We start from the raw sequence: 24,045 nt of genomic DNA, 5'->3' as shown, positions 1-24,045 counted from the left end.
ATTATAGCGGCCAATTTTGGTTGTAGACCTAGGGATATACCTACTCGTGAAAGTTTTTACACAATTTATTAGTGCTTTTATTCTACTTTGTAGTTTTAGTACTTTGGCTTTTACGCCAACAGCGTCTCAAATTGAGCAATTTAAAAAGTTACCTAAAGCTCAACAAGAAGCCCTCGCAAAACAATACGGTGTTGATATAGCAACGATCACTGGTACAAACCAATCTAATAATCAAAATAATACACAGCAGCAAAATAGTATTGGTGAGCGCGCAGAACCCGAAAAAGAAAAGCTTACAGATGAAGAGCGCTTTAAACCAAAAACAGACGAATTAAAGCCGTACGGTTACGAATTGTTTGCAGGTGAACCAACTACATTTATGCCAAGCGAAAATGCCGCAGTACCAGATACATATATTGTGGGCCCTGGCGATCAATTAAAAATAAACTTTTATGGTAAAGAAAGTGACAGTTTTGAAGTTATAGTTGACCGTGAAGGACGTATTAGTATTCCAGATTTAAGCCCTGTAGAAGTGGCCGGTTTAACTTTTGCTGAAATTAAAGAATTAGTAAAAGTAAAAGTAGAGCAAGAGGTAATAGGTGTAAAAGCGTTTGTATCGCTTGGTCAGCTTCGTAGCATGCGTATTTTAGTGCTAGGTGAGGCTTACAAGCCTGGTAGCTACAGTGTTTCATCATTAACAACCGTTTCGCACGCATTATTTGTAAGCGGTGGCGTGTCTGATATTGCCTCTCTTCGTAATATTCAAGTTAAACGAGCAGGCAAGGTTGTAGCAAATTTTGACCTTTACGATTTACTTATTAATGGCGATAGCAGTAACGATATCGTATTAAAGCCGGGCGATGCTGTATTTATTCCATCAGTTGGCGCTCAAGTAACAGTTGAAGGTGCAGTTAAACGTCCCGCTATTTTTGAACTTAAAAAAGGTGAGTCAGCTAAGCAGTTATTAGCAATGGCCGGAGGCCTTAAACCCAATGCATACGCTAAAAGCGCAATTGTAGAGCGCTTTAATTTCGATCGTAAAGAAGTACTATCGGTCGATTTTTCAAAACCACAAATTAACTATATCCCAAAAGATGGCGACCGTATTCGCTTTAATTCAGTTAGCTCGCAATATCAAAATTCAATTAGCTTAATTGGTGCAGTAGCACGCCCAGGTAATTATCAATGGCACCAAGGTAAGCGTATTTCAGATGTACTTAAATCTATACGCGGTGACCTACTACCGCAAGCCGATTTAAGCTACGGCCTCGTAATCCGCGAAATAAATGTAAACGGCGATATTGAAGCGCATCAGTTCGACGTTGCTCAAGCGATTATTAAAAATCCTGAAAACAACTTACAACTTAAAGCTAATGACAAGATAGTTGTATTTAGTCGTTTTGAAGAAAAAGAAGCAGAGCAATCAGCTCTAGCAAATATGGCCCTTAGCCAAGAGCAACAAGAGCAGCAACAAAAAGCAGAGCAATGGCACAAGTTTGAGCAAAAAGAGTTCGAAAAATATATTGGTGTTAATCAAGAAGACGAAGAGCTTGTTCTTGAAGACAATAAAATACTAACAATTGCTGAAATTTCTAAACGCAAAGCAAAAGAAGAAGAAGACCAAGAACTCAAACCTGAGGATTATGCATTATTTAGTCGCCATAACTTGTTAGCGCCAATTATTGCTAAATTTAAACAGCAAGCATCAGTGCAACAAGCAATGCAATTAGTTGAAATCAGCGGGAATGTAACTTTCCCTGGTATTTATCCACTAATGATTGGTGGTGAGGTAAGTGATTTAATAACAGCAGCCGGTGGCCTGTTAGAGTCTGCCTACGTAAAACAAGCTGAAATTACACGTATTGTAGCCAGCGATGGTTCTAAAATAGAACACTTACGATTTGACCTTGAAAGCGCCATGAAAGGCGACCTTCAAAGTAATATTACATTACAAAGTAAAGACAGCATCAACGTTTTTGCTATTCCAAATTGGCAAGAAAATGTAAAAGTAGAATTAAAAGGTGAGCTTAAATTTCCAGGCACGTACACTATACGCCGAGGTGAAACGCTAACTGAATTACTTGAACGCGCGGGTGGTTTTTCACAATTTGCAGAGCAAAAAGCTGCTGTATTTACCCGTACATCAATTAAAGAACAAGAGCAAAAGCAACTAGCGCGTTTATCTACAGAGCTTCGCCGCGACATCGCCTCTAAGAGCTTCCAAAACTCTGTAAGCAGTAACACACTTTCTTATGAAGAAATGAACAAACTGTTAAACGACCTCGCGAGTGTTGAAGCCGTAGGACGTTTAGTAATTGATTTACCTTTAATTGTAAATAATCAACAAAACTTAGTATTACAAGATGGTGATACACTTTATGTACCAAGCAAGCGTGATTCAATTAGCGTAATTGGTGAAGTTAACTACTCCACATCACATCTTTATAAATCAGGTGTTAGTGTTGATGATTATATAGCGCTAAGTGGTGGTCTTAAAGAGCGTGCGGCTGAAGATAGAATTTACATTATTAAAGCTAATGGTTCAGTGAAAATACCAAACACAGGTGGCTGGTTTGCAGCAAATAATGCTGATCAGTTAGAACCAGGTGACACAATAGTAATACCAATGGACGCAGGACATATGGACAAGCTAACGCTTTGGAGCACAGCAACGCAGATTCTTTATCAGCTTGGTGTGGCAGTTGCAGCGATTGGTAGTCTTTGATTTTTAATGTACTGATTTTTTATATGTTAGGTAATTTAAGCACTGTTATTTGCAGCCAATGCTTTTAGGATATTAAAGTTTTATGTCAAAAAATATACAATCATATAATCAAGATAATAACTTCTTTCAAGCTAACTCAATTGACAATGAGGTACGCTTGAGAGAACTGTTTTCTATCGTATGGAAAGGGAAGTGGACTGTTATTTTTGTTACATTTCTTTTCGGGGTTGCTTCAATTGTATATGCTTTACACAAACCTAACATATACACATCTGAAGTATTGTTAGCTCCTACAGAGTCTGAGCAAAGTGGTGGACTATCAGCACTAGCAGGGCAATTTGGTGGTTTAGCGAGTTTAGCCGGTGTAAATTTAGCATCTCAAAATACAAATAAAAGCCAGCTTGCACTTGAGGTCTTGGTTTCGAGGCGATTTACAAGTGACTTCATACAAAAGCATAATATTTTACCTGAGTTGATGGCAATTAAATCCTGGGACTTGATGAATAATAAAGTTGTCTATGATGAAGAAATTTACAACTTTGAATCAAGAAAGTGGCTCCGAGAAGTCGAAGCTCCTTACAAAGCAAAACCTTCAATGCAAGAAGCATATAAAGAGTTTAGTAAAATTTTTTCTGCAACCTTAAACTCAGAAACAGGAATGGTAACTCTGTCTATTGAACATATATCACCTTATATAGCTCAACAGTGGGCTAAATGGTTAGTTGAAGATATTAACCAAGAAATGAAAGAAAGAGATGTTTTAGAGGCTAATAGAAGCACTGATTTTTTGACTAAACAAATAGAAAAAACTCACATTGCAGATATACGAACCATCTTATATAAACTAATTGAAGAGCAAGCTAAAACAATTATGTTAGCAAATGTGCGAGATGAATATGTATTTAAGACCATAGATCCAGCTCTAGTATCTGAAGAAAAAAGTAAACCAAAGAGGGCGTTAATTGTTATTTTGGGTGTTTTTCTAGGTGGAATGCTTAGCGTTTTATTTTTATTATTAAAACATGCTTTAAGAAAATAATATGTATTATCGAAGCTCTAGGTGGCTAAGTCGCTAGTGGCTTTTTAATATTCACATTTTTAATCAAACATATTCTCCATTAATAAGTAACTTTAATATATTAATTTATAGTTCTTGAAACAATATGTATAAATCAAAGGATTCAGAGTGAGCAATTTACTTTCCCTAATAGGCCGCACAGAAGAGTTGTTTTCCCATGATATTGAAGACTCAAATGAAAAGCTTAAAAAAGCTGTATCAAGCTCAACTTTCCTAGTTTTGGGGGGGGCAGGTTCAATAGGACAGGCTGTCACGAAAGAAATATTTAAACGCAATCCTAGAAAACTTCATGTTGTTGATATTAGTGAAAATAACATGGTTGAGTTGGTTCGCGATATTCGTAGTTCGTATGGCTATATAGAGGGCGACTTTCAAACGTTTGCGCTTGATATTGGCTCAGTTGAGTATGATGCATTTATAAAAGCTGACGGAAAATATGACTATGTATTGAATTTATCTGCGCTTAAGCATGTTCGTAGTGAAAAAGACCCATTTACCTTAATGCGTATGATTGACGTAAATGTTTTTAATACCGATAAAACAATTCAACAATCGATTGATTGTGGTGCTAAAAAATACTTTTGTGTATCTACAGATAAAGCAGCAAATCCAGTTAATATGATGGGGGCTTCAAAGCGTATAATGGAAATGTTCTTAATGCGTAAAAGTGAAGACATTGCTATTTCTACCGCTCGATTTGCAAACGTGGCTTTTTCAGATGGCTCATTGTTACATGGTTTTAACCAGCGCATACAAAAGCAACAACCAATAGTCGCACCGAGTGATATCAAGCGCTACTTTGTTACACCTCAAGAATCTGGTGAGCTATGTTTAATGTCATGTATTTTTGGTGAAAATAGAGATATTTTCTTTCCAAAGTTAAGTGAAGCTTTGCATCTAATCACCTTTGCAGACATTGCTGTTAAATACCTTCAAGATCGTGGTTATGAACCTTTCTTATGTAAAACTGAAGACGAAGCACGCGAGCTAGTAAAAACATTACCTACTCAAGGTAAGTGGCCTTGCTTATTTACTGAAAGTGACACCACTGGTGAAAAAGACTTTGAAGAATTTTTTACTGAAAGTGAAACATTGGATATGGATCGCTTTGAAAATTTAGGCATTATCAAAAATGATGCTATTTTCGATCAAGCACTACTTGCTGAGTTTGAAGAAAAAATTACTCAAATGAAAGCTGATAAGTTTTGGACAAAAGACGAAATTGTCTCACTTTTCTTTAAAATGATTCCTGATTTTGGGCATAAAGAAACCGGCAAATACCTTGATGGTAAAATGTAATTAGGTAGATATATTATGACTAAACAGTTTGTTTCATTTGTAAAAGATCTTTACCAAACGAATGAGTTTATTCCTCTACACGCACCAACTTTCTCAGGGAATGAACAAAAGTATGTATCAGAAACAATTAGTAGTACGTTTGTTTCAAGTGTTGGTAAGTTTGTAGATGACTTTGAAAAACATATTGAAATTTACACCGGAACTCCAAAAGCAGTTGCCACTGTAAATGGCACCGCAGCATTACATGCAGCATTGTATATGGCAGGTGTTAAAAGCAACGATATCGTTATTACTCAAGCTCTAACTTTTGTAGCAACCTGTAATGCAGTGCATCACATGGGGGCAGAGCCCGCCTTTGTTGATGTGTCACCTTTGAACCTGGGATTATGCCCTAAAGCATTGTCTACATTTTTAGAGCAGAATGCAGTGCTAACCGAGTCAGGACCTATACATAAAAAAACAAAGCAACGTTTTCAAGCTGTTGTACCAATGCATACATTTGGGCACCCTGTAGAGCTTGATGAACTAATCAATGTGTGTAATGAGTGGCGTATTGCTTTAGTAGAAGATGCTGCAGAAAGTCTAGGTTCTTTTTATAAAGGTAAGCATACTGGTACGTTAGGTGATTTTGGTGCTATTAGCTTTAATGGAAATAAGATTATTACCACAGGTGGTGGTGGTATGGTTTTATGTAAAAGTTTAGAGTCAGGGCAGCATACAAAACATATAACAACTACTGCTAAGGTTCCTCATCCGTATGAGTTCTTTCATGATGAAGCGGGTTTTAACTATCGCATGCCTAACTTAAACGCGGCACTTGGATGTGCGCAAATGGAAAATCTTAAAGTATTTGTCGATAATAAACGACATCTTGCGAACTTATATTCAGACTTTTTTAAAGGATCTGATTTTCAATTTGTAATAGAGCCTAGCTATGCAAAATCAAATTATTGGTTAAATGCAATTATTTGCCCAAATCATTCTGAGCGAGAAAAGCTCCTAAAACAAACTAATGCTGAAGGTGTAATGACTCGACCAATATGGCAATTAATGCATAGATTACCTATGTTTAAAAATGCGCTACGTGGTGATTTAACTCACTCAGAGTTTATTGAAGCTCATTTAGTTAATATACCAAGCTCTCCACTTGAAAGTTTAGGCGAGTTATAATGACAAAAAAAATAGCTGTATTTACAGGTACGCGTGCTGAATATGGGCTCCTATATTGGCTTATAAAAGACATTCATAATGATCCAGAGCTTACGTTACAGCTATTAGTTTCAGGTATGCATCTGTCATCAGAGTTTGGTGAAACCTATAAACAAATAGAGCAAGATGGCTTTACAATAGATGAGAAAATAGAAATTCTATTATCATCAGATACCGCAGTCGGCATAGCTAAAAGTATGGGGTTAGGTGTGCTAGGTTTTGCTGACGCATTAAGTCGATTAAAGCCAGATGCGCTTGTTATTTTAGGTGATCGCTTCGAAGCTCTCGCCGCTGCTCAAACTGCAATGATATTACGTATACCTATTTTACACCTGCACGGTGGAGAAATAACTGAAGGCGCATATGATGATGCGATTCGCCATGCTATTACCAAGCTTAGCTATTTACATGGAACGTCTACTGAGGAGTATCGCCAACGTGTTATACAGCTAGGTGAAATACCTGAGCGTGTTAAAAATATTGGTGCAATTGGTCTTGATCATTTAGCACGAAGTGACTTTATGAGTGTCAATGAAATTGGCAACTCATTAAACTTTAATTTGAAGCAGCCTTACTTTCTTGTTACCTATCACCCCGTAACTTTAGGTGCAGAGCCTCCTGAGCAAAGCTTTGTTGCATTACTTGAATCATTAGATAATTTCAAAGATCATCAAGTTATTCTAACATATCCCAATGCCGATGATGGTGGTCGTCGTATAATTCCAATACTTGAAGACTACGCTAAACAATATCCAACTAGAGTTTGTGCAATACCTTCATTGGGACAAAAGCGCTACCTCAGCACTGTAAAAAATGCTGCGGCTGTTATAGGCAACTCATCAAGCGGTATTATTGAAGTTCCTGCGTTCAATGTGCCTACAGTTAATATAGGTATAAGACAAAAAGGTCGTTTAGCGGCCAAAAGTGTCCTTAACTGCACTGCCACAGGGGAATCTATTTCAGCAGCGATAAAATCGGCTATTACAGGAAGCTATAAAACTCCTGGCGAAATAATAACAAATCCATATGGCGCAGGTAATGCAAGCGCTCAAGCAATTCAAATGCTTAAATCTTTAGAATTTGAGCCGAGCAAATCCTTTTACGACTTAAAATGAGAAATCCTATGACATTAATTATTGCTGAAGCGGGTGTTAATCATAATGGCAGTGACGATTTAGCATTTTCTCTTGTTGATGCAGCGCATCAAGCTGGAGCTGATATAGTTAAATTTCAGACATTTAAAGCTAAAAATTTGGTTACTGAAGATGCACAACAGGCTGAGTATCAGATCACGAATAGTGGTCAAAAAGAGTCTCAGTACTCAATGCTAAAGCGATTAGAATTAAGCTACGAAACACATCATAAGTTAGTTAAATATTGTAATGATTTAGGCATAGAGTTTTTATCTACAGCATTTGATTCAGAGAGCCTATCGTTTTTAGTTGATGATTTAGGAATAACACGTTTAAAGTTACCATCTGGTGAGATAACAAATGCGCCATTGGTACTTGAGCACGCAAGAACAGGCTGTGATCTAATTGTATCAACAGGTATGGCGTCGCTTTCTGAAATAGAGCAGGTATTATCAGTAATTGCTTTTGGTTATATAAACCCCAAAGGTAACCCAACAGATGAAGCCTTACAAACAGCTTACTTTTCAGAACAAGGCAAGCAATTATTAAAAGACAAAGTAACGCTTTTACATTGCACAACTGAATACCCAGCTCCATTCAATGATATAAATTTAAATGCTATGGACACAATGAAAGATGCATTTAAGTTAAAAGTAGGGTACTCAGATCATAGTGCAGGTGTAGTGGTACCTATTGCGGCAGTCGCCAAAGGAGCTACTTTAATTGAAAAGCACTTCACTGTTGATAAAGCATTACCGGGCCCAGATCACAAAGCATCTCTTGATCCTATCGAATTAAAAGAAATGGTTGATGGCATTCGCATCGTGGAAAAAATATTAGGTGATGGAATTAAGGGCCCACGCCCTTCTGAAGTAAAAAATAAAGTAGTCGCTCGTAAAAGCTTAGTTGCAGCACAAGCAATTAAACAAGGTGAGATTTTAACTGAACAGCTTATTTCAGTAAAAAGGCCTGGGGATGGTATTGCCCCAATTAATTTTTGGAAACTATTAGGTACTCCAGCTACTAAAGATTATTTAGTTGGTCAATTACTCGATGAAAAATAAACCTCTTTTAATTATTGGTGGCGGAGGCCATGCTGCAGCATTAGCTGAAATTCTTATCAGGCAAAAAAAGAAGATCGTTGGTGTAGTTGCTCCACAGATAACTGCAGAGCATATAATTTTCGAAAATATAGAACGTTTTTTCAATGATGACGACATCCTTAACTTTAGTCCAAAAGATATATTATTAGTTAACGGTATTGGCTCAATGCCTTACAAGTCATTTAGAGAAACTGTTTATAATCGTTTTCGAAAACTAGGTTATGAGTTTGTAACAGTCATAGCCGATTCAGCTTTAGTATCCGATTATTCTATTTTAGAAAGCGGTGTACAAATAATGAACAATAGTGTGGTTAATATTGGGAGCCGGATTGGTGAAAATAGCTTAATAAACACTTCTGTTTCTATAGACCACGATTGTAATATTGGTGAAAATTGCCATTTAGCTCCCGGCACTACTTTAAGTGGTCAGGTTATAATTGAAAAAAATGTGCATGTAGCTACGGGTGTTAGTGTCATTAATAATATCACTATAGGTCACAGCACTATAGTTGGAGTCGGGGCTAATATAACTAAATCAATCCCATCAAACTCCATTGTGTATGGTGCGCGTTCAGTAATTAAAGGATTAGGTATAACAGATGACAATTAACTGGCAAAAAGTAGTGATTGAACCTTCAGTTTCAATTAAAGAAGCTTTGAGAGTTATTGATAAAGAGGCCTTAAGGGTCGCTTTGGTCGTTGATAACAATAAATTAATTGGCATGGTAACTGATGGTGATGTTCGTAGGGGGATATTACAAGGCATAGAGCTTTCTGCACCAGTAAGCGAAATAATGAATACTAATCCAGTCAGCGCTAACGTTTCATTAAGTAGTCATGATTTAAAAGCTCTAATGCAGTCGCGCAAGATATTATCACTACCTATAGTAAATGATGAGGGGCAGCTCGTCGGACTAAAAACATTATACGATACTCTTGTAATTGAAAAACGTGAAAACCCTGTTTTTATTATGGCAGGAGGCTTTGGTACTCGTTTAAGGCCATTAACAGATAACTGCCCCAAGCCCATGCTCAAAGTTGGTGATAAACCAATGCTTGAGACATTAATTAATAATTTTAAGAGTCATGGCTTTTACAAGTTCTATATTTCCACACATTATTTACCTGAAGTTATTGTTAACTACTTTGGTGATGGTAGCCAATTTGGCATTGAAATTGAGTACATATATGAAGAAACTCCTTTAGGGACAGGAGGTGCGCTTTCTTTATTACCAGCTACGTTACCTAAAGAGCCTCTAATTATGATAAATGGGGATATTTTGACTAATGTCGACTTTTCAAAAGTACTTGATTTTCACACAAAGAAAAATAGTGACGCAACTATGTGCGTACGTGACTATGAGATAAAAATTCCTTTTGGTGTTATTGAAGGTGAAGGTCATGAAATTACAGCCATGGTAGAGAAACCGACATATCGTTACTTTGTTAATGCAGGCATTTATGTGATTTCGCATAATATTATTAATTCACTTCCAAAGAATCAGCATTTAGATATGCCAAGCTTGTTTGAGATAAAGCAAAAAGAAGGCTTAAAAACTTTAAAGTTTCCGATACATGAATATTGGCTAGATGTTGGCCGCCATGATGACTTTAAAAAAGCTCAAGTTGATATCTACACTTTGGGTATTAATAATGATTGATCAAAAAAAGATCTTAGCTATCATCCCAGCTAGAGGTGGAAGTAAAAGATTACCTCGAAAAAATATATTACCAATCGCAGGAAAACCATTAATTCAATGGACTATAGAGGCTAGCTTAGATTCTAAGTATATAGATTCTACATTTGTCTCCACTGATTGCTCTGAAATTGCAGAAACGGCTAAAAGTTGTGGAGCGCAAGTACCTTACTTAAGGTCAGATATATTATCTAATGATACAGCAACTAGTATGGATGTAGTGCTTGACGCAATAGATAATTATGAGAGAAGTGGACAGGTATTTGATTTTGTACTTTTGCTTCAACCCACTTCGCCATTAAGAACAACAGATGATATTGATGGTGCAATTGAAATGTTTCAGAGTAAATCAGCTGATGCTGTCGTCTCTGTTACTGAGTGTGAGCACTCCCCGTTGTGGTCTAACACACTCCCTTCAGATTTTAGCTTATCTAACTTTATTCCCGACTCAGTTTTAAAGCAACGAAGTCAGGATTTACCTAAGTACTACCGACTTAATGGAGCGATTTACCTCTTTAATGTAAAGCATGTTAAAGAAGGAATTAGTTATTTATCCCTTCCTCGTTCATTTGCTTATGCTATGGATAAGTCCCACTCAATCGATATTGATGATAATTTTGATTTTAGGGTAGCTGAAGCATTCTTGATGAACGCCAAGTAATCATCAAAATTTTATAAATTTGAATTACTTAATAGCAAAAAGGATCGTCATGAAAACCTTTAAAGCCGTATATCAGCTCTTTTTTAATGGTAAATAATATTAATGAGTACATTCTTCCGAAAGACCTCAATATATTTTATCGCGAATATAATTAATGCTGCCATACCATTTTTGTTACTACCTATATTAACTCGTTATTTATCGGTTGAAGAGTATGGTCAAATTGCAATGTTTCAATTATTAATAGCAGGCTTAGCGGGTATAATAGGTTTAAATACAGTTGGAGCAGCAGGCCGTAAATTTTATGATAAAGGTGTCAGCGAAAGTGAGCTAAGAGCCTACAATACATCCTGTCTCTGGGTTCTCTTTTTTTCAACTTTGTTTATTGTACTTCTAACTTTGATATTTGATGAGGAACTAGCATCTATTTTATCAATTTCTAGTGACTGGATTTATTTTGCAATAGTAGTATCTACAGGCTCTTTCATTATTCAGCTACGGTTAAATCAATGGCAAATCAGAGGTGAAGCAAAAAGATACGGAGCTTTACAAGTTGGTAATAGCTTACTTAATTTATGTGCCTCTTTAGCTTTTGTTGTACTGTATTCTATGGGTGCAAGTGGAAGAATTGATGCCTTAGTTACCACAAGTATAATTATTTCGATTGTAGCCCTATACTTTTTGGTTAAAAATAAACTATTAAGATTTAGTCTGCCGAACAAAAAAAATATTATTGAAGCTTTAAGCTTCGGAGTTCCCTTAGTACCGCATGTGTTTGGTGCTTTCTTGTTATCAAGTGCAGATCGTTATGTAATCAATGATAATTTAGGGCTAGCAGCTGCAGGAATATATTTACTAGCATTTCAATTAAGTAGTGCTTTAACAATCGTTTTTGACGCAATAAACAAATCTTATGTACCTTGGCTTTTTAAAAATCTGGCTAAAGAGGATGACACGATAAAGTTAAGTATTGTAAAGAACACATATAGTTACTTTGCTTTGCTTATTTTTGTTGCATTAGCTGGCTTTTTTATTGGTCCTTTAGTAGTTACGTTTGTTGCAGGGAAGCAGTTTGCAGATGCTTCCTATATTATCGGTTGGCTATTATTGGGGCAAGTTTTTGGAGGGATGTACCTCATGGTAACTAATTATATGTTTTACTCAAAACAAACAGCTAAATTATCTTTTGTAACAATTACTTGTGGATTAATAAATGTATTATTAATGTTCATGCTTGTTAAAATGCATGGAATATTAGGAGCTGCTATCGCATTTTCTGTTTCTAAAGGGATACAGTTTTTCCTTACATGGGTATATGCATTTAAAGCAGTAAAAATGCCTTGGCTGTATTTTTATAGCACTGAAAGTAAATAGTAGTTATTATCTTTTAATAAGAGTTTTTATGAAAAAAAAATATAAAGAAAAATCTAATGTTTGTGTAGTCAATAATGTCCATGGGTTACTCTTATACATTCTTCAATATCCAGCTAAACTTAATGATACTATTTATGTTATTGGCGATGAGCTAGATAAAATTATAAATTTAAGCATAAATACTAAAATTGTAATAAATACTCCCAAAAAAGTGGATAGTAATATTGCAAAGATTATAAAGTATTTTAAGTATTATTATATTACTCAACCTATATTGAGAAATAAATTTAAAGGGATGCTTTTTTTCGGGCAAGATCATCATTTTTTTTCAAACGTAATGGATAAGCATGCGACTGTTATTGAAGATGGTGAAAGAACATATTTCGAGCATCCAGGTAAGGCGACTCGACTGCATAAACTATTATTCCCGATTCGCTTTGAGATCTTTCATGGGCGGGAGGTTTTTACCAAAAAAGTATTACTAACTAATGATAAAAATATCCCCGAGGCATTAAAAAATAAATATGAATATATAGATTTGAAGTCTAAGTGGAAACAACTTTCAGAAATAGAAAAGGAAATAATCTTTTCTATCTTTAAAGTTGATGAAGCTATTCTTTCTGATTATCGATTTTCCACTTCTATAATTTTTACACAACCCTTCTCTGAAGAGGGCTTTATGTCAGAACTTGAGAAGATAAATATGTATAAAAAATTATTAGAAAAATATAAAGTAAAAAATATAATTATTAAACCTCATCCAAGAGAAACGACGAAATATGACTTCGAAGGATTGAGCTTTTTTCAGCTACCATCGCATTTTCCTTCTCAGTTTTTATCCTTCTTTGATTTTCATTTTGAAAAAGCAATAACGGTTAACTCCACTGCTATATACGGTATATCGGCAAATGAAATTATCGTTGAAGGTGTATGTGAGCCAAAGCTTTTATCAAAGCTTTTGGGTAGTTTCACTTTAAGTGATCTTTCAAAAGACAATAAAGCTTCTAGGTAGTGGTGTTGATAACTATATGATCCAACAACTATTAAAAATTATTTCATTGTTTTCAAGCAGCCTTTATATTTTATTACTTTTTGCTTTCGCTTTGTCAGGAAATAAATACTTTTTAATTGCAGCTTCAGTGATTTGTATTGTTTATGTTTTTCTAATTCGCTGGCGATTTGAATATTTTGTTTTTATTGTGTTTTTTTCAGTCTCTATTTTAATCACGAGCTCGTTTTGGAATTATCTTTTTTACCAACCCCTATACTTCTTTTTTATCTCTTGTGTTGTAGGAATATTTATTTATCAAAATCCTCCATCTAAATTTTGGTGCGGGTTGGTTTTTATTTTAGTAGCATCATATTTTTCTTTTCATATATTGAGCTTTTCTGATTTAAACGAAGATGTTTTCTTTGGGAATAGTAGGAATTTTATTTCAATTTGGATGATTGTTGTTTCTATTTTTTGTTACGCATCTCCATTAAGCCGGAATGTAAAAATTATTATTTTTTCAGTTAGCTTTATAATTAGTAGTGTAACACTAGGACGAAGCGGCATAATTTCAACATTATTTATTTTATTAAGTTACATTTTTTTATCGGAAAGCAAAAGCAAGACTAAAGAATTTTTATTTATTATCTCAGTTATGTTAGTTTTTTTAGTTAGTTTTTTTGATGAAATTTATTTTTTAATTGAAACTATTGTCCAGCGGTTTGAAGGGGCTAGAGCTGTAGATCCTAGAGCTTTAGTACTTGATTGTTATATAGATAATATTGATTTATTTAGGTTTTCTTTTGGGGTGAATGCATTTGATGGTGAATACTGTGGAACGTTAGCTATAGGTGAGTACGCACCACATAACTCATTAATTTCCTTGTATGCTAATTTAGGCGTCATGTCGATTATATATTTAATTATAGCCTTAATTATGCGCGCCCCTTTGGAACTTAAATGCATATTTTTTGGCCTTCTGCTGAGGGCGTCTACAGATTCTGTTTTATTTTTCACATATTTTGATTTTATTTATATTTATCTTTTATTAAAAATTTATCACGCAAAGAGGTATTAGCTTGAGAATAAAAAAATTAATATTGTCATTAACTAAAAATATATATTATTTTTTAGTTAATCGTTTATCGAATGTAGTTAGAAGACAGCCTGATAACAACTCCAAATTCTTAGTGTCTCTTACTACATATAATAAAAGAATAAATCGAGTTTATTTAACCATCGAAAGTTTATTTAATCAAGATGAGCCTGCTTCTAAAGTTGTTCTTTTTTTATGCGAAGAGGACATCCCAACTAAGGGAATGCCAAGGAGCTTAATTCGTTTAGAAGCGCGTGGACTTGAGATAAAAGTTGTAGAAAAAAATATTCGCTCATATAAAAAACTATCTTGTATCAATATGATTGAAGATTACGAGGATTATAATTTTGTAGTAACAGTTGACGATGATATTTTCTACCCTAAAAACTTCTTATCTGGCTTCTCAAATAATATTAAAGAGAGGAATGATGAGGTTTTATGTTACCGAGGCAAGACTATATCGTTTGATTCAGATAATAAAATACTAGATTATTCAAAATGGCCATTGTCGAATAACCTGTCAGATTGGATATTACCCACAGGTGTTTCAGGTGTTTGCTATCCGATCAAAATATTAAATGAACATTTTTTTGATCAAGAAGCTTTTCTGACTTATTGCCCTACAGCCGACGATATCTGGTACAAGTTATGCTGTTTAGAGCAAGGAGTTGCATCAAGGTTAGTATCTGAAGAAAGCATTCATTTTGTTCCTGTATTTTATTTCAATGCAGACAGCCTTGAAAGTATTAATGTGGGTGATAATAAAAATACAATACAAATAGAAAAAGGTTTAAAATATTTTAATATACCTTTTGAACGTTAAAATGAAATTATAAATTGAGGTTTTTTTGAAAATATTATATCTACATCAATACTTTGCTACGCCTGAGTCAAATGCTGGAACGCGATCTTATGAAATGGCCAAGCGACTAGTTAAAAGTGGTCATGATGTTACATTTATTACTAGCTCGGCTTATTTTTCAGAAAACTATAATCTAAACCATGGTTGGAACCTTATAGATATTGAAGGTATAAAACTACACGTTCTACATCTAGCATATTCAAATAAAGATAGTTTTTTTAAGCGAATTTTAAAATTTATTAGATTTTCAGTAAGCTCAACAGTTAAATCTTTTTCTATCAAAGCCGATGTGGTTTTTGCTACAAGTACACCCTTAACTATTGCAATACCCGGTGTGATTTACTCTAAGTGCAAAAAAAGGCCTCTAGTATTTGAGGTGCGTGATCTTTGGCCAGAATTGCCTGTGGCTGCTGGCGTGATAAAAAATAAATTAATAATAAAATTTGCAACATGGTTAGAAAAATATACCTATAAAAATTCAACTAGATTGATTGGTCTTTCACCAGGCATGTGTGATGGAATAATAAAGCATGGAATTTCACCTGGTAAAGTAACCCTTGCTACAAATAGTTGTGATACGAGTTTGTTTGATGTTAGTGAAGATGTTGGCATCGATTATTTAAAATCTAAGTTAGGTTTTGTTAATGGTAGAAAACTTATTGTATATACGGGTACATTCGGTCTAATTAATAATGTGAGCTATATTGTGGGCTTGGCAAAAGCTGCGCAGAACTCTAATCCAAATTTATGTTTTGTTGCAATTGGTGACGGGATGGAAAAAGAGAAGATAATAAGCGAAGCAAGAGCGCTAGGTGTTTACAATAAAAACCTATACTTTCTTGACCCAGTACCAAAAACAGAAATAGTTCGTTTATTATCTGCCGCAGACTTATCTTTGTCATTATTCGGTCCAGTAAAAGAGATGTGGCATAATTCTGCAAATAAGCTGTTTGATGCACTAGCTTCAAAAACGCCCATCGCAATTAATTACGGTGGTTGGCAAAAAGACTTCATTAAAGAACACAAATGTGGCTTAGTTTTAGATGCGGATGATTACAAGGCATCTAGTATGCTTATTAGTGACTTTCTTGACAGTAAATCTGATTACGAAGCAGCCGTGAATAGCTGTAAAACACTAGCTTATGAACATTTTTCTAGAGACATGATGGCTACAAGAGTCGAAAAAACGCTACAGGATGCTATTAATGATTAAGTATTTTTTTGACTTAACGGTTTCAATAATTGTATTTTTGATTTTACTTCCAGTTATATTACTGGTTGCTGTGTTAATCAGGAGCAAATTGGGCTCACCTATTTTGTTTACGCAAGACCGCCCTGGCTTAAACGGTAAAGTGTTTAAAATGATGAAGTTTAGAAGCATGCTCGATGCCAAAGATAAGCACGGTAACTTGCTTCCGGATAACGAAAGAATGACTAAATTTGGTGCTTTTTTACGCTCAACCAGTTTAGACGAGCTACCTGGCTTGTTTAATGTTATTAAAGGCGACATGAGCTTAGTTGGGCCTCGGCCACTATTAGTACAATATTTACCGCTGTATAACTCAGAACAAGCTAAACGCCACAATGTAAGACCTGGTATAACAGGTTGGGCACAAGTTAACGGGCGTAATGCAATTGGCTGGGATGAAAAGTTTAAGCTCGATGTATGGTATGTAGAAAATCAAAGCTTTTTACTCGATATGAAAATATTACTGTTAACAGTAAAAAAAGTTTTTGTAAGAGAGGGCATCAGTGCTGATGGGCACGTAACTATTGAGCCTTTTAAAGGTTCTAATAATGACTAAGCCAGCTTTAAAAACGCTGGCTATTTTAGGGGCTAGCGGCCACGGTAAAATAATAGCTGATATTGCGGAGCAGCTAGGCTTTAGTGTTAGCTTTTATGATGATGCCTATCCTAATAAAAAAAATATAGAGCATTGGTCTGTTGTAGGTACATTTTCAGATTTGCTGAATGTACCTAGTAACAACATGAATGTTGCTGTTGCTATAGGTCACAATAATACTCGAGAAGAAAAAATAAAAACGTTAGCCAAAAATGGCTACACACTTCCAATCCTAATACACCCAAGTGCAATTATAAGTAAATATGCTCAAATAGATTCTGGGTCTGTTATAGCTGCCAACGCTGTTATTAACGCTTTCGCAGTAATAGGCCGTGGCTGTATAATTAATACCTCAGCTATAATTGAGCATGATTGTAAAATAGGTGACTTTACCCATATTTGTCCTGGTACTTCGTTAGCTGGCGGAGTTTACGTCGGGCGAAGTAGTTGGCTAGGTATTGGAAGTAAAGTAAAACAACTTATTAATATTGGCGATAATACATTAATTGGTGCAGGTAGTTTGGTTGTTAAAGATATACCATCAGGTGTAATTGCTTATGGCTCTCCCTGCATTAAAGTTTCAGAAAATAGTTAAGCCTTTTAAATCTTATAGGAATTTCATGTTAAATACCCCATTTTCCCCATGGCCTAGCTTTACACAAGAAGAAGCCGATGCAGTTAGCCGCGTTATTTTATCTAATAAAGTAAATTATTGGACGGGTACTGAAGGCCGTGAATTTGAAAAAGAATTTGCAAGCTGGGCTGACAGCAAATACGCAATAGCGTTAGGTAATGGCACATTAGCACTTGATCTTGCACTCAAAGCATTAAACATCGGCGCTGGTGATGAAGTAATAACTACACCACGCACCTTTTTAGCATCTGCTTCAAGTATTGTTACATCAGGAGCAGCACCTGTATTTGCAGATGTCGATCTGAATAGCCAAGCTATTTCCGCCGAATCTATAAAAGCAGTACTTACACCAAAAACTAAAGCAGTTATTGTTGTTCATTTAGCAGGTATGCCAGCGGAAATGGATGAAATAATGGCGCTCAGCAAAGAACATGGTTTTTATGTAATTGAAGACTGTGCACAAGCGCATGGTGCTAAATATAAAGGTCGTTCTGTTGGAAGCATTGGTCACATAGGTGCATGGAGTTTCTGCCAAGATAAAATAATGACCACAGGCGGTGAGGGCGGCATGGTAACGACTAACTCAAAAGAGTTATGGTCAAGCATGTGGAGCTATAAAGACCACGGGAAAAGCTTTGATGCTATTTATAATAGAGAGCATCCACCCGGTTTTAGATGGCTACATGAGAGCTTTGGCACTAATTGGCGTATGACCGAAATGCAAGCTACTATAGGTCGTATTCAGCTAAAGCGTATGGCTGATTGGACCGCAAAACGCCAAGCATATAGTACATTGCTCGATAGTGCTGCAGAGAATTTTGAGTGTATAAGATTAGTTAATGTACCAGAACATATCGAACATGCTCAATATAAGCACTATATGTTTATAAAACCAGAGTGTTTGGCTAATGATTGGGATCGCGACCGTATAGTAAACGAAATTGCGGAACGTGGTGTACCGTGTTTCCAAGGTAGTTGTTCAGAGGTTTATCTTGAAAAAGCATTTGATGATACCCCTTGGAGACCTAAAAAACGTTTACCTAATGCAGTACTACTAGGAGAAACGTCAATTATGTTTTTGGTCCATCCAACTTTGACTGAAAGTGAAATAGGTAAAGCAGCTCAAATAATCAACGAAGTGCTTGTTTTAGCTTCTTTAAAATAAAAACATATACCTAACGATAACGTTTACTAACAAAAAACAACCAAATACATAAAGACTATATAAATATTTACATATAGTCTTTATTTATTAAGTGCAATAGTTGTTCATCTTGTAGTAAAATTGTAATCAATAGAATAGTAGTCTTACTGCTAGCTTCAGGGAAATGTATTGTGTCTTTAAAATTTTTAGTTAATTTACCTCGTCCTCAAAAAAGAATTATTTCTCTCCTCATCGATAGCGTATTTATAATTGTAGCTTTTTGGCTGGCTTTTTTATTAAGGCTAGACAGCACCGCCGTTTTAAAAAATACACATACTTGGATTTTATTATCAGCATTATTGCCGCTTAGCTTATTAAGCTTTGTAAAGCTTGGGCTCTACAGGGCTGTGTTACGCTATATGAACACTCAAGCTATGTGGGCCATTATTGCCGGTGTAGTACTTTCGACCGTTTATTTAACTATTTTATCTTTTTTTCTTAGTGCGCCAGTACCACGCACCGTTCCTTTTATTTATGCCAGCTTTTGTATTTTATTTGTTGGTGGTGCAAGGCTAACCGTGCGAGCTGTAGTTGGCCAAATAACTATGCGTCGCAAAGAAGGCGTAATTATTTATGGAGCAGGTTCTGCTGGCCGCCAATTAGCAACTGCCTTAGCAAATGGCCCTGAATACTCACCAGTCGCATTTATAGACGACGACCCTAAAAAGCATTTATCGTTAATTCAAGGTATTTGTGTGCATGCACCGTCGCAAATTGCTGAAATTGCAAAGCAAAAGTGTGCAAATAAAATATTATTGGCACTACCAAGTACATCTCGTAGTCGTCGAAAAGAAGTACTTAACGCAATAGAAAAATTTAAATTACAAGTTATGACTATACCTGGTATGGCAGACATTGTTGCAGGAACAACTAATCTTGACGAAGTAAAAGATGTCGAAATTGATGACCTGCTAGGCCGTGACTCAGTGCAACCTCGTCAAGATTTAATGTCGGCAAATATAGCCAATAAAGTTGTAATGGTTACAGGTGCTGGCGGTTCTATAGGTTCAGAGCTTTGTAGGCAAATAGTAAAAAATAGTCCGGCTAAATTAGTGCTATTTGAGCTTTCTGAGTTCGCGCTTTACGCAATTGAAAAAGAGTTATCAGAGTTTTGTGCAAAAAATGACTTAAATATTGAAATACTGCCAATACTGGGCTCTATTCAAAATAAAAAATTAGTTGAGTCAACATTTTCTACTTTTAGTGTTCAAACTGTTTACCATGCCGCAGCGTATAAGCATGTACCCTTAGTTGAACACAATGTTGTAGAAGGCGTACGTAATAATGTTTACGGCACCTATAACTTAGCAACTGCGGCCATATATACAAAGGTAGAAACTTTCGTTCTTATATCAACAGATAAAGCTGTACGCCCAACAAATATAATGGGTACTACTAAGCGCATGGCTGAATTAGTACTGCAAGGGCTATCTGAAATCCAAGACACAACACGCTTTACCATGGTTCGATTTGGTAATGTTTTAGGATCGTCAGGATCTGTTGTCCCCCTGTTTAGAAAGCAAATTAAAGCGGGTGGTCCAATAACACTAACCCACCAAGACATAACCCGTTACTTTATGACAATTCCAGAAGCAGCTCAGCTAGTTATTCAAGCCGGTGCAATGGGTGTGGGAAGTGACGTGTTTGTACTTGATATGGGAGAGCCTGTTAAAATTAAAGATTTAGCTATTAAAATGGTTCACTTGTCAGGGCTTGAAGTTAAACACGCAAAACGACCAAACGGCGATATAGAAATACAATGCACAGGTTTACGCCCAGGTGAAAAGCTTTTTGAAGAGCTCCTGATAGGAGACAACGTTATTGGCACCGACCATCCAAGAATCCTAAGTGCACAAGAAATTAAAATGCCATGGAGCGAACTGTCTCCATTTTTAGATAAGCTTAAGTTAGCCTGTGACGAAACCGATCATCAAGAAATACGTAGATTACTTTTAACCGCACCTACTGCTTTTTCACCAACGGACGGTATTTGTGACTTAAACTGGAAACAAAAATTTAATAATCAAACGAATGTTACAGTTTTACCAAACGTAAGTGGCTCCTAAAGCGAATAGATTGCAATAGTTTGATCTTTGTAGGGAATGACATGCCTACGTGGATTACCCCTCGGTGTATGTGACCATGTAGGCGTCTTATTTGCTGGCGCACTAAAACCACCGCTTTTAAGTATTTATCAAATTGCGTGAGCGAGCTTCTCGCCTACAATTTACCAATCTCTATTTTAACTTCACTACTTAACACTTCCTTGTACTTTGCTGCTAACGCGTTTTTTGCATCATCATCACCATGCACAATTTTTATATGGCTTGGCTTTTTATGCATACCTGTTACAAACTTAATTAATCCGTTTTGATCGGCATGGGCGCTATAGCCACTAATTGTATGTACTTTGGCGTTTATATTAATGCGAGCATTATTTATAAAAACATAGCCATTACGAGGGCCATATTTTTGAATTTCGCGACCGAGCGTTTTGTTTCCTTGGTAACCTACAAACAATACATCGGTGGTTTTGTCACTTAAAAATCGCTCAAGATAATTAACTATTCGGCCCCCTGTGCACATACCGCTTGCCGCTAATATTATGGCTGGTGTTTGCCGCGAACTTAAATAGTTAATAACAGCCAAGTGCTCTTTGTGTGAATCAACCGTAGTTAGGTTTTTAAAATCGAGCGGATGCCTACCGTTTGCAACTTTGCGTTTAGCTTCGTTATCCCACAAGTGTTTAAAGTTTTTGTATTGCTCAGTAAAATTGGCTGCCATAGGGGAGTCGAGTATTACGTGAATGTCTCGCCACTTAGACTTTTTAGATGAGCCATGTATGAGTTGCTCAAGCTCATATAGCAGCTCTTGTGTGCGGCCAATACTAAAAGCAGGAACTAAAACAACACCATTGTCGGCTACGGCGCGTTCAATAATGTTTTTTAGCGTTTTTGTACGCTCTTTACGGGCTTGATGATTTTTATCACCGTAGGTTGATTCAATAACTAGGGTGTCGGCTTTATAAGGCGCTTTAGGCGAAGGGAGTAGCGGGGTATACGGCGCGCCTAAGTCTCCTGAAAATACAACGCAATGTTTGATGTTATCATTATTTGTAACGTCAATTTCAACGTAGGCAGAACCTAATATATGCCCCGCACGCTGAAACCTCGCCTTAGCTTTATCAGGCCCTTTGCAAGGCAGTTCAAACCACGTTTTATAATCAACAGCAACTATGCGTTTATTTAATAAGCTTAAGCAGGCAGCTATAATTTTAGGGTCGCGAGTTACACCCACTTTTAAAGCATCTTCAATTACCAAAGGTAATAAACTGGCCGATGCAATACTTGTAAAAATAGGGCCTTTAAAACCGGCTGCTAATAAGTAAGGAATTCGACCAACATGGTCAATATGGCAATGGGTAACAATAAGCGCAGTAACATGGGTAATATCAAATTCAATTGAAAGATCTGCTTTAGAGTCTTCACCTTGAAATAACCCGCAATCAACAAGCACACTTGTTTGCTCGTTAATTACCAGTTCGTGACACGAACCAGTAACTCCATTAACCGCTCCGTGGTGAAGTATTTGCATTGCGCTTCCTTGTTATCAAGTTGTTACATTGAATTTTAAGGTAGAAGCAAAGCCATAAATATTCAAGGTTATAGCGCTTGAGCTAAATTAATAACCTCACCTGCAAATATAAACCAGCCTGTAGGTACGAATTTATTTCGCGCTCATGTTTTAACTCCCAAAAAGCGAGGTATAAAACCTCACCTACAAACATACATCAACCTGTAGGTGCGAATTTACTTCGCTCTCATGTTTTAACTTTTTTAAAAAGCGAGGTATAAAACCTCACCTACAAACATGCATCTACCTGTAGGTGCGAATTTACTTCGCGCTTTTATTACTTTTATCACTTTGCGTTCTTACTTAAATATTAATTTTTTAATCATATAAATTCAGGTTTTTAATAAATTTATTACCTTTCCCTAAACTTTTGTTTAGCTTGCTCTAAACATTGCTTTATAAGCGCTAAACCAGCGTTAAAGCCTTTATTTCTCTTAAATTCAATAACATTGTTTACTAATGTGAGTGGCTATTAACCACTAAGGCTTATTTACATAGGCACTCTATGGTGGTTATAATGCCGCCGTTATTTAGTTTAGTGTTGTGTTTTTTGCAACTTAGTTATGTGTTAAGGACTATTATGGAAAGTTGGTATTTAGTCGTATGCAAACCTAAGCAAGAAGAGAGAGCCAAAACTAACTTGCAAAATCAAGGGATTGAAGCGTTTTACCCCAAATTAACTACCGAAAGGTTGGTTAAAGGTCGGCGTACTGTCAAACAAACTGCTTTATTCCCTAATTATTTATTTGTATGCCTTGAGTCAAAAAACGGTAATTTTTCTGCTGTAAAAAATACACGTGGAATTGGTGGCTTTGTATCCTATGGAGCACAGTATCAATTAGTTTCTACACATATAATTAATCAGCTAAAAAATGAGCGTTCAGTTACTACAGAATCACTAATACCAAAAGCAGGTGATGTAGTCAGTGTGAATAACGATTCATTTAGTAATATACAAGCAATATACAAAGAGCCAGACGGCGACCTGCGCAGTATTTTACTAATTAACTTACTCAATCAAAAAATTGAAGTAAGTGTAGATAATAAAGATATTAAGCAATAATAACTAAAAGCGTAACACCGTAAAAAATAGCTATATATCAGTACATAGGAACTGTAACCTAAGGGCGGAAGCGTGCCTAAAGCACTTAAAACACCGTGGTTAAGGTCACAGCTTGCTGGCGTGACGAGCAAAGCTCGTAATAAGGGTTATTCACAAAGAGGTTAAGAGCACACTGCGTTTTAGAGAAGTAAACAGCCATAAAGCACTTGTTTAAATGGCTTCTCATTTACTCCTCATTCGCTTCTCTTTGTGCAATCATATTTTAAGTGATTTATTCATAAAGAAGTTAAGAGCGTACAATGCTTTTAACGTGAAAGCCCAACGGCAAAGTTTAGCACCGTGGTTAAGGTCACTTGTAGACGCACAGCTTGCTGGCGTGACGAGCAAAGCTCGTAATAAGGGTTATTCACAAAGAGGTTAAGAGCACACTGCGTTTTAG

General features: G+C 36.0%; 20 protein-coding genes. 19 read left to right on the top strand and 1 reads right to left on the bottom strand.

Features of this window, described 5'->3' with window-relative positions; all coding sequences use genetic code 11:
• The first annotated feature begins 46 nt into the window (after positions 1-46).
• The 18 genes from QMA08_RS13010 to QMA08_RS12925 all read left to right on the top strand — a co-directional run bounded on the left by QMA08_RS13010 (position 47) and on the right by QMA08_RS12925 (position 20,976).
• Positions 47-2,725 (top strand): SLBB domain-containing protein, encoded by a 2,679-nt coding sequence (locus QMA08_RS13010; protein ID WP_290174676.1) that lies wholly within the window; start codon positions 47-49, stop codon positions 2,723-2,725.
• A gap of 82 nt (positions 2,726-2,807) precedes the next feature.
• Positions 2,808-3,764 (top strand): Wzz/FepE/Etk N-terminal domain-containing protein, encoded by a 957-nt coding sequence (locus tag QMA08_RS13005; protein ID WP_182694792.1) that lies wholly within the window; start codon positions 2,808-2,810, stop codon positions 3,762-3,764.
• 147 nt (positions 3,765-3,911) lie between these two features.
• Positions 3,912-5,102, top strand: coding sequence for a UDP-N-acetylglucosamine 4,6-dehydratase (locus QMA08_RS13000; RefSeq protein ID WP_290174675.1), 1,191 nt, complete (start codon positions 3,912-3,914; stop codon positions 5,100-5,102).
• 15 nt (positions 5,103-5,117) lie between these two features.
• Positions 5,118-6,272: a LegC family aminotransferase gene (locus tag QMA08_RS12995; protein ID WP_290174674.1), complete on the top strand. Its 1,155-nt coding sequence runs from the start codon at positions 5,118-5,120 to the stop codon at positions 6,270-6,272.
• Positions 6,272-7,426, top strand: a complete 1,155-nt coding sequence (neuC, locus tag QMA08_RS12990) for a UDP-N-acetylglucosamine 2-epimerase (protein WP_290174673.1) — start codon at positions 6,272-6,274, stop codon at positions 7,424-7,426. The genes QMA08_RS12995 and neuC overlap by 1 nt, the downstream gene beginning before the upstream one ends.
• A gap of 8 nt (positions 7,427-7,434) precedes the next feature.
• Positions 7,435-8,508, top strand: coding sequence for an N-acetylneuraminate synthase (neuB, locus tag QMA08_RS12985; RefSeq protein WP_290174672.1), 1,074 nt, complete (start codon positions 7,435-7,437; stop codon positions 8,506-8,508).
• Positions 8,498-9,157, top strand: coding sequence for a NeuD/PglB/VioB family sugar acetyltransferase (locus QMA08_RS12980; RefSeq protein WP_290174671.1), 660 nt, complete (start codon positions 8,498-8,500; stop codon positions 9,155-9,157). Before neuB ends, QMA08_RS12980 begins: the two co-directional genes overlap by 11 nt.
• Positions 9,147-10,208, top strand: a complete 1,062-nt coding sequence (locus tag QMA08_RS12975) for a nucleotidyltransferase family protein (protein ID WP_290174670.1) — start codon at positions 9,147-9,149, stop codon at positions 10,206-10,208. The genes QMA08_RS12980 and QMA08_RS12975 overlap by 11 nt, the downstream gene beginning before the upstream one ends.
• Positions 10,201-10,905 (top strand): acylneuraminate cytidylyltransferase family protein, encoded by a 705-nt coding sequence (locus QMA08_RS12970; protein WP_290174669.1) that lies wholly within the window; start codon positions 10,201-10,203, stop codon positions 10,903-10,905. The genes QMA08_RS12975 and QMA08_RS12970 overlap by 8 nt, the downstream gene beginning before the upstream one ends.
• A gap of 102 nt (positions 10,906-11,007) precedes the next feature.
• Positions 11,008-12,279 carry an oligosaccharide flippase family protein gene (locus tag QMA08_RS12965; protein WP_290174667.1) on the top strand — a complete coding sequence of 424 codons (1,272 nt, stop codon included), beginning with the start codon at positions 11,008-11,010 and terminating at the stop codon, positions 12,277-12,279.
• A gap of 28 nt (positions 12,280-12,307) precedes the next feature.
• On the top strand, positions 12,308-13,291 hold the full coding sequence (locus tag QMA08_RS12960; protein WP_290174665.1) for a glycosyltransferase family 52: 984 nt from the start codon (positions 12,308-12,310) through the stop codon (positions 13,289-13,291).
• Positions 13,292-13,307: 16 nt separating this feature from the next.
• A complete protein-coding gene (locus QMA08_RS12955; protein WP_182694782.1) occupies positions 13,308-14,348 on the top strand; it encodes a hypothetical protein in 1,041 nt (346 codons plus the stop codon).
• Position 14,349: 1 nt separating this feature from the next.
• A complete protein-coding gene (locus tag QMA08_RS12950; RefSeq protein ID WP_182694781.1) occupies positions 14,350-15,189 on the top strand; it encodes a hypothetical protein in 840 nt (279 codons plus the stop codon).
• Positions 15,190-15,214: 25 nt separating this feature from the next.
• Positions 15,215-16,441, top strand: coding sequence for a glycosyltransferase family 4 protein (locus QMA08_RS12945; RefSeq protein WP_290174664.1), 1,227 nt, complete (start codon positions 15,215-15,217; stop codon positions 16,439-16,441).
• Positions 16,434-17,033, top strand: coding sequence for a sugar transferase (locus QMA08_RS12940; protein ID WP_290174663.1), 600 nt, complete (start codon positions 16,434-16,436; stop codon positions 17,031-17,033). The genes QMA08_RS12945 and QMA08_RS12940 overlap by 8 nt, the downstream gene beginning before the upstream one ends.
• The gene (locus tag QMA08_RS12935; RefSeq protein WP_290174662.1) at positions 17,026-17,667 is read left to right on the top strand and encodes an acetyltransferase; all 642 of its coding nucleotides are present in this window, start codon (positions 17,026-17,028) and stop codon (positions 17,665-17,667) included. The genes QMA08_RS12940 and QMA08_RS12935 overlap by 8 nt, the downstream gene beginning before the upstream one ends.
• 25 nt (positions 17,668-17,692) lie before the next feature.
• Entirely contained in the window at positions 17,693-18,871 is a 1,179-nt protein-coding gene (locus tag QMA08_RS12930) for a DegT/DnrJ/EryC1/StrS aminotransferase family protein (protein WP_290174661.1), read from the top strand.
• A 170-nt stretch (positions 18,872-19,041) separates the two neighbouring features.
• Positions 19,042-20,976, top strand: a complete 1,935-nt coding sequence (locus QMA08_RS12925; protein WP_290174660.1) for a nucleoside-diphosphate sugar epimerase/dehydratase — start codon at positions 19,042-19,044, stop codon at positions 20,974-20,976.
• Between the two features lie 154 nt (positions 20,977-21,130).
• Here QMA08_RS12925 and QMA08_RS12920 read toward each other — a convergent pair whose 3' ends face one another.
• Positions 21,131-22,504 carry an MBL fold metallo-hydrolase gene (locus tag QMA08_RS12920; protein WP_290174658.1) on the bottom strand — a complete coding sequence of 458 codons (1,374 nt, stop codon included), beginning with the start codon at positions 22,502-22,504 and terminating at the stop codon, positions 21,131-21,133.
• Between the two features lie 619 nt (positions 22,505-23,123).
• Here QMA08_RS12920 and rfaH point away from each other — a divergent pair.
• The gene (rfaH, locus tag QMA08_RS12915; protein WP_290174657.1) at positions 23,124-23,606 is read left to right on the top strand and encodes a transcription/translation regulatory transformer protein RfaH; all 483 of its coding nucleotides are present in this window, start codon (positions 23,124-23,126) and stop codon (positions 23,604-23,606) included.
• Positions 23,607-24,045 lie beyond the last annotated feature (439 nt).

The organism is Pseudoalteromonas sp. APC 3355, assembly GCF_030407615.1.
In the GTDB taxonomy this organism is placed as follows: Bacteria; Pseudomonadota; Gammaproteobacteria; order Enterobacterales; family Alteromonadaceae; genus Pseudoalteromonas; species Pseudoalteromonas distincta.
This window is presented reverse-complemented; position numbering and strand designations above follow the sequence as displayed.

What these genes read in the sequence shown, in the direction of transcription:
- QMA08_RS13005 (WP_182694792.1), top strand. Translation starts at nt 2,808, where the DNA reads ATGTCAAAAAATATACAATCATATAATCAAGATAATAACTTCTTTCAA.
- QMA08_RS12995 (WP_290174674.1), top strand. Translation starts at nt 5,118, where the DNA reads ATGACTAAACAGTTTGTTTCATTTGTAAAAGATCTTTACCAAACGAAT.
- neuC (WP_290174673.1), top strand. Translation starts at nt 6,272, where the DNA reads ATGACAAAAAAAATAGCTGTATTTACAGGTACGCGTGCTGAATATGGG.
- neuB (WP_290174672.1), top strand. Translation starts at nt 7,435, where the DNA reads ATGACATTAATTATTGCTGAAGCGGGTGTTAATCATAATGGCAGTGAC.
- QMA08_RS12980 (WP_290174671.1), top strand. Translation starts at nt 8,498, where the DNA reads ATGAAAAATAAACCTCTTTTAATTATTGGTGGCGGAGGCCATGCTGCA.
- QMA08_RS12975 (WP_290174670.1), top strand. Translation starts at nt 9,147, where the DNA reads ATGACAATTAACTGGCAAAAAGTAGTGATTGAACCTTCAGTTTCAATT.
- QMA08_RS12970 (WP_290174669.1), top strand. Translation starts at nt 10,201, where the DNA reads ATGATTGATCAAAAAAAGATCTTAGCTATCATCCCAGCTAGAGGTGGA.
- QMA08_RS12965 (WP_290174667.1), top strand. Translation starts at nt 11,008, where the DNA reads ATGAGTACATTCTTCCGAAAGACCTCAATATATTTTATCGCGAATATA.
- QMA08_RS12960 (WP_290174665.1), top strand. Translation starts at nt 12,308, where the DNA reads ATGAAAAAAAAATATAAAGAAAAATCTAATGTTTGTGTAGTCAATAAT.
- QMA08_RS12955 (WP_182694782.1), top strand. Translation starts at nt 13,308, where the DNA reads ATGATCCAACAACTATTAAAAATTATTTCATTGTTTTCAAGCAGCCTT.
- QMA08_RS12940 (WP_290174663.1), top strand. Translation starts at nt 16,434, where the DNA reads ATGATTAAGTATTTTTTTGACTTAACGGTTTCAATAATTGTATTTTTG.
- QMA08_RS12935 (WP_290174662.1), top strand. Translation starts at nt 17,026, where the DNA reads ATGACTAAGCCAGCTTTAAAAACGCTGGCTATTTTAGGGGCTAGCGGC.
- QMA08_RS12930 (WP_290174661.1), top strand. Translation starts at nt 17,693, where the DNA reads ATGTTAAATACCCCATTTTCCCCATGGCCTAGCTTTACACAAGAAGAA.
- QMA08_RS12920 (WP_290174658.1), bottom strand. Translation starts at nt 22,504, where the DNA reads ATGCAAATACTTCACCACGGAGCGGTTAATGGAGTTACTGGTTCGTGT.
- rfaH (WP_290174657.1), top strand. Translation starts at nt 23,124, where the DNA reads ATGGAAAGTTGGTATTTAGTCGTATGCAAACCTAAGCAAGAAGAGAGA.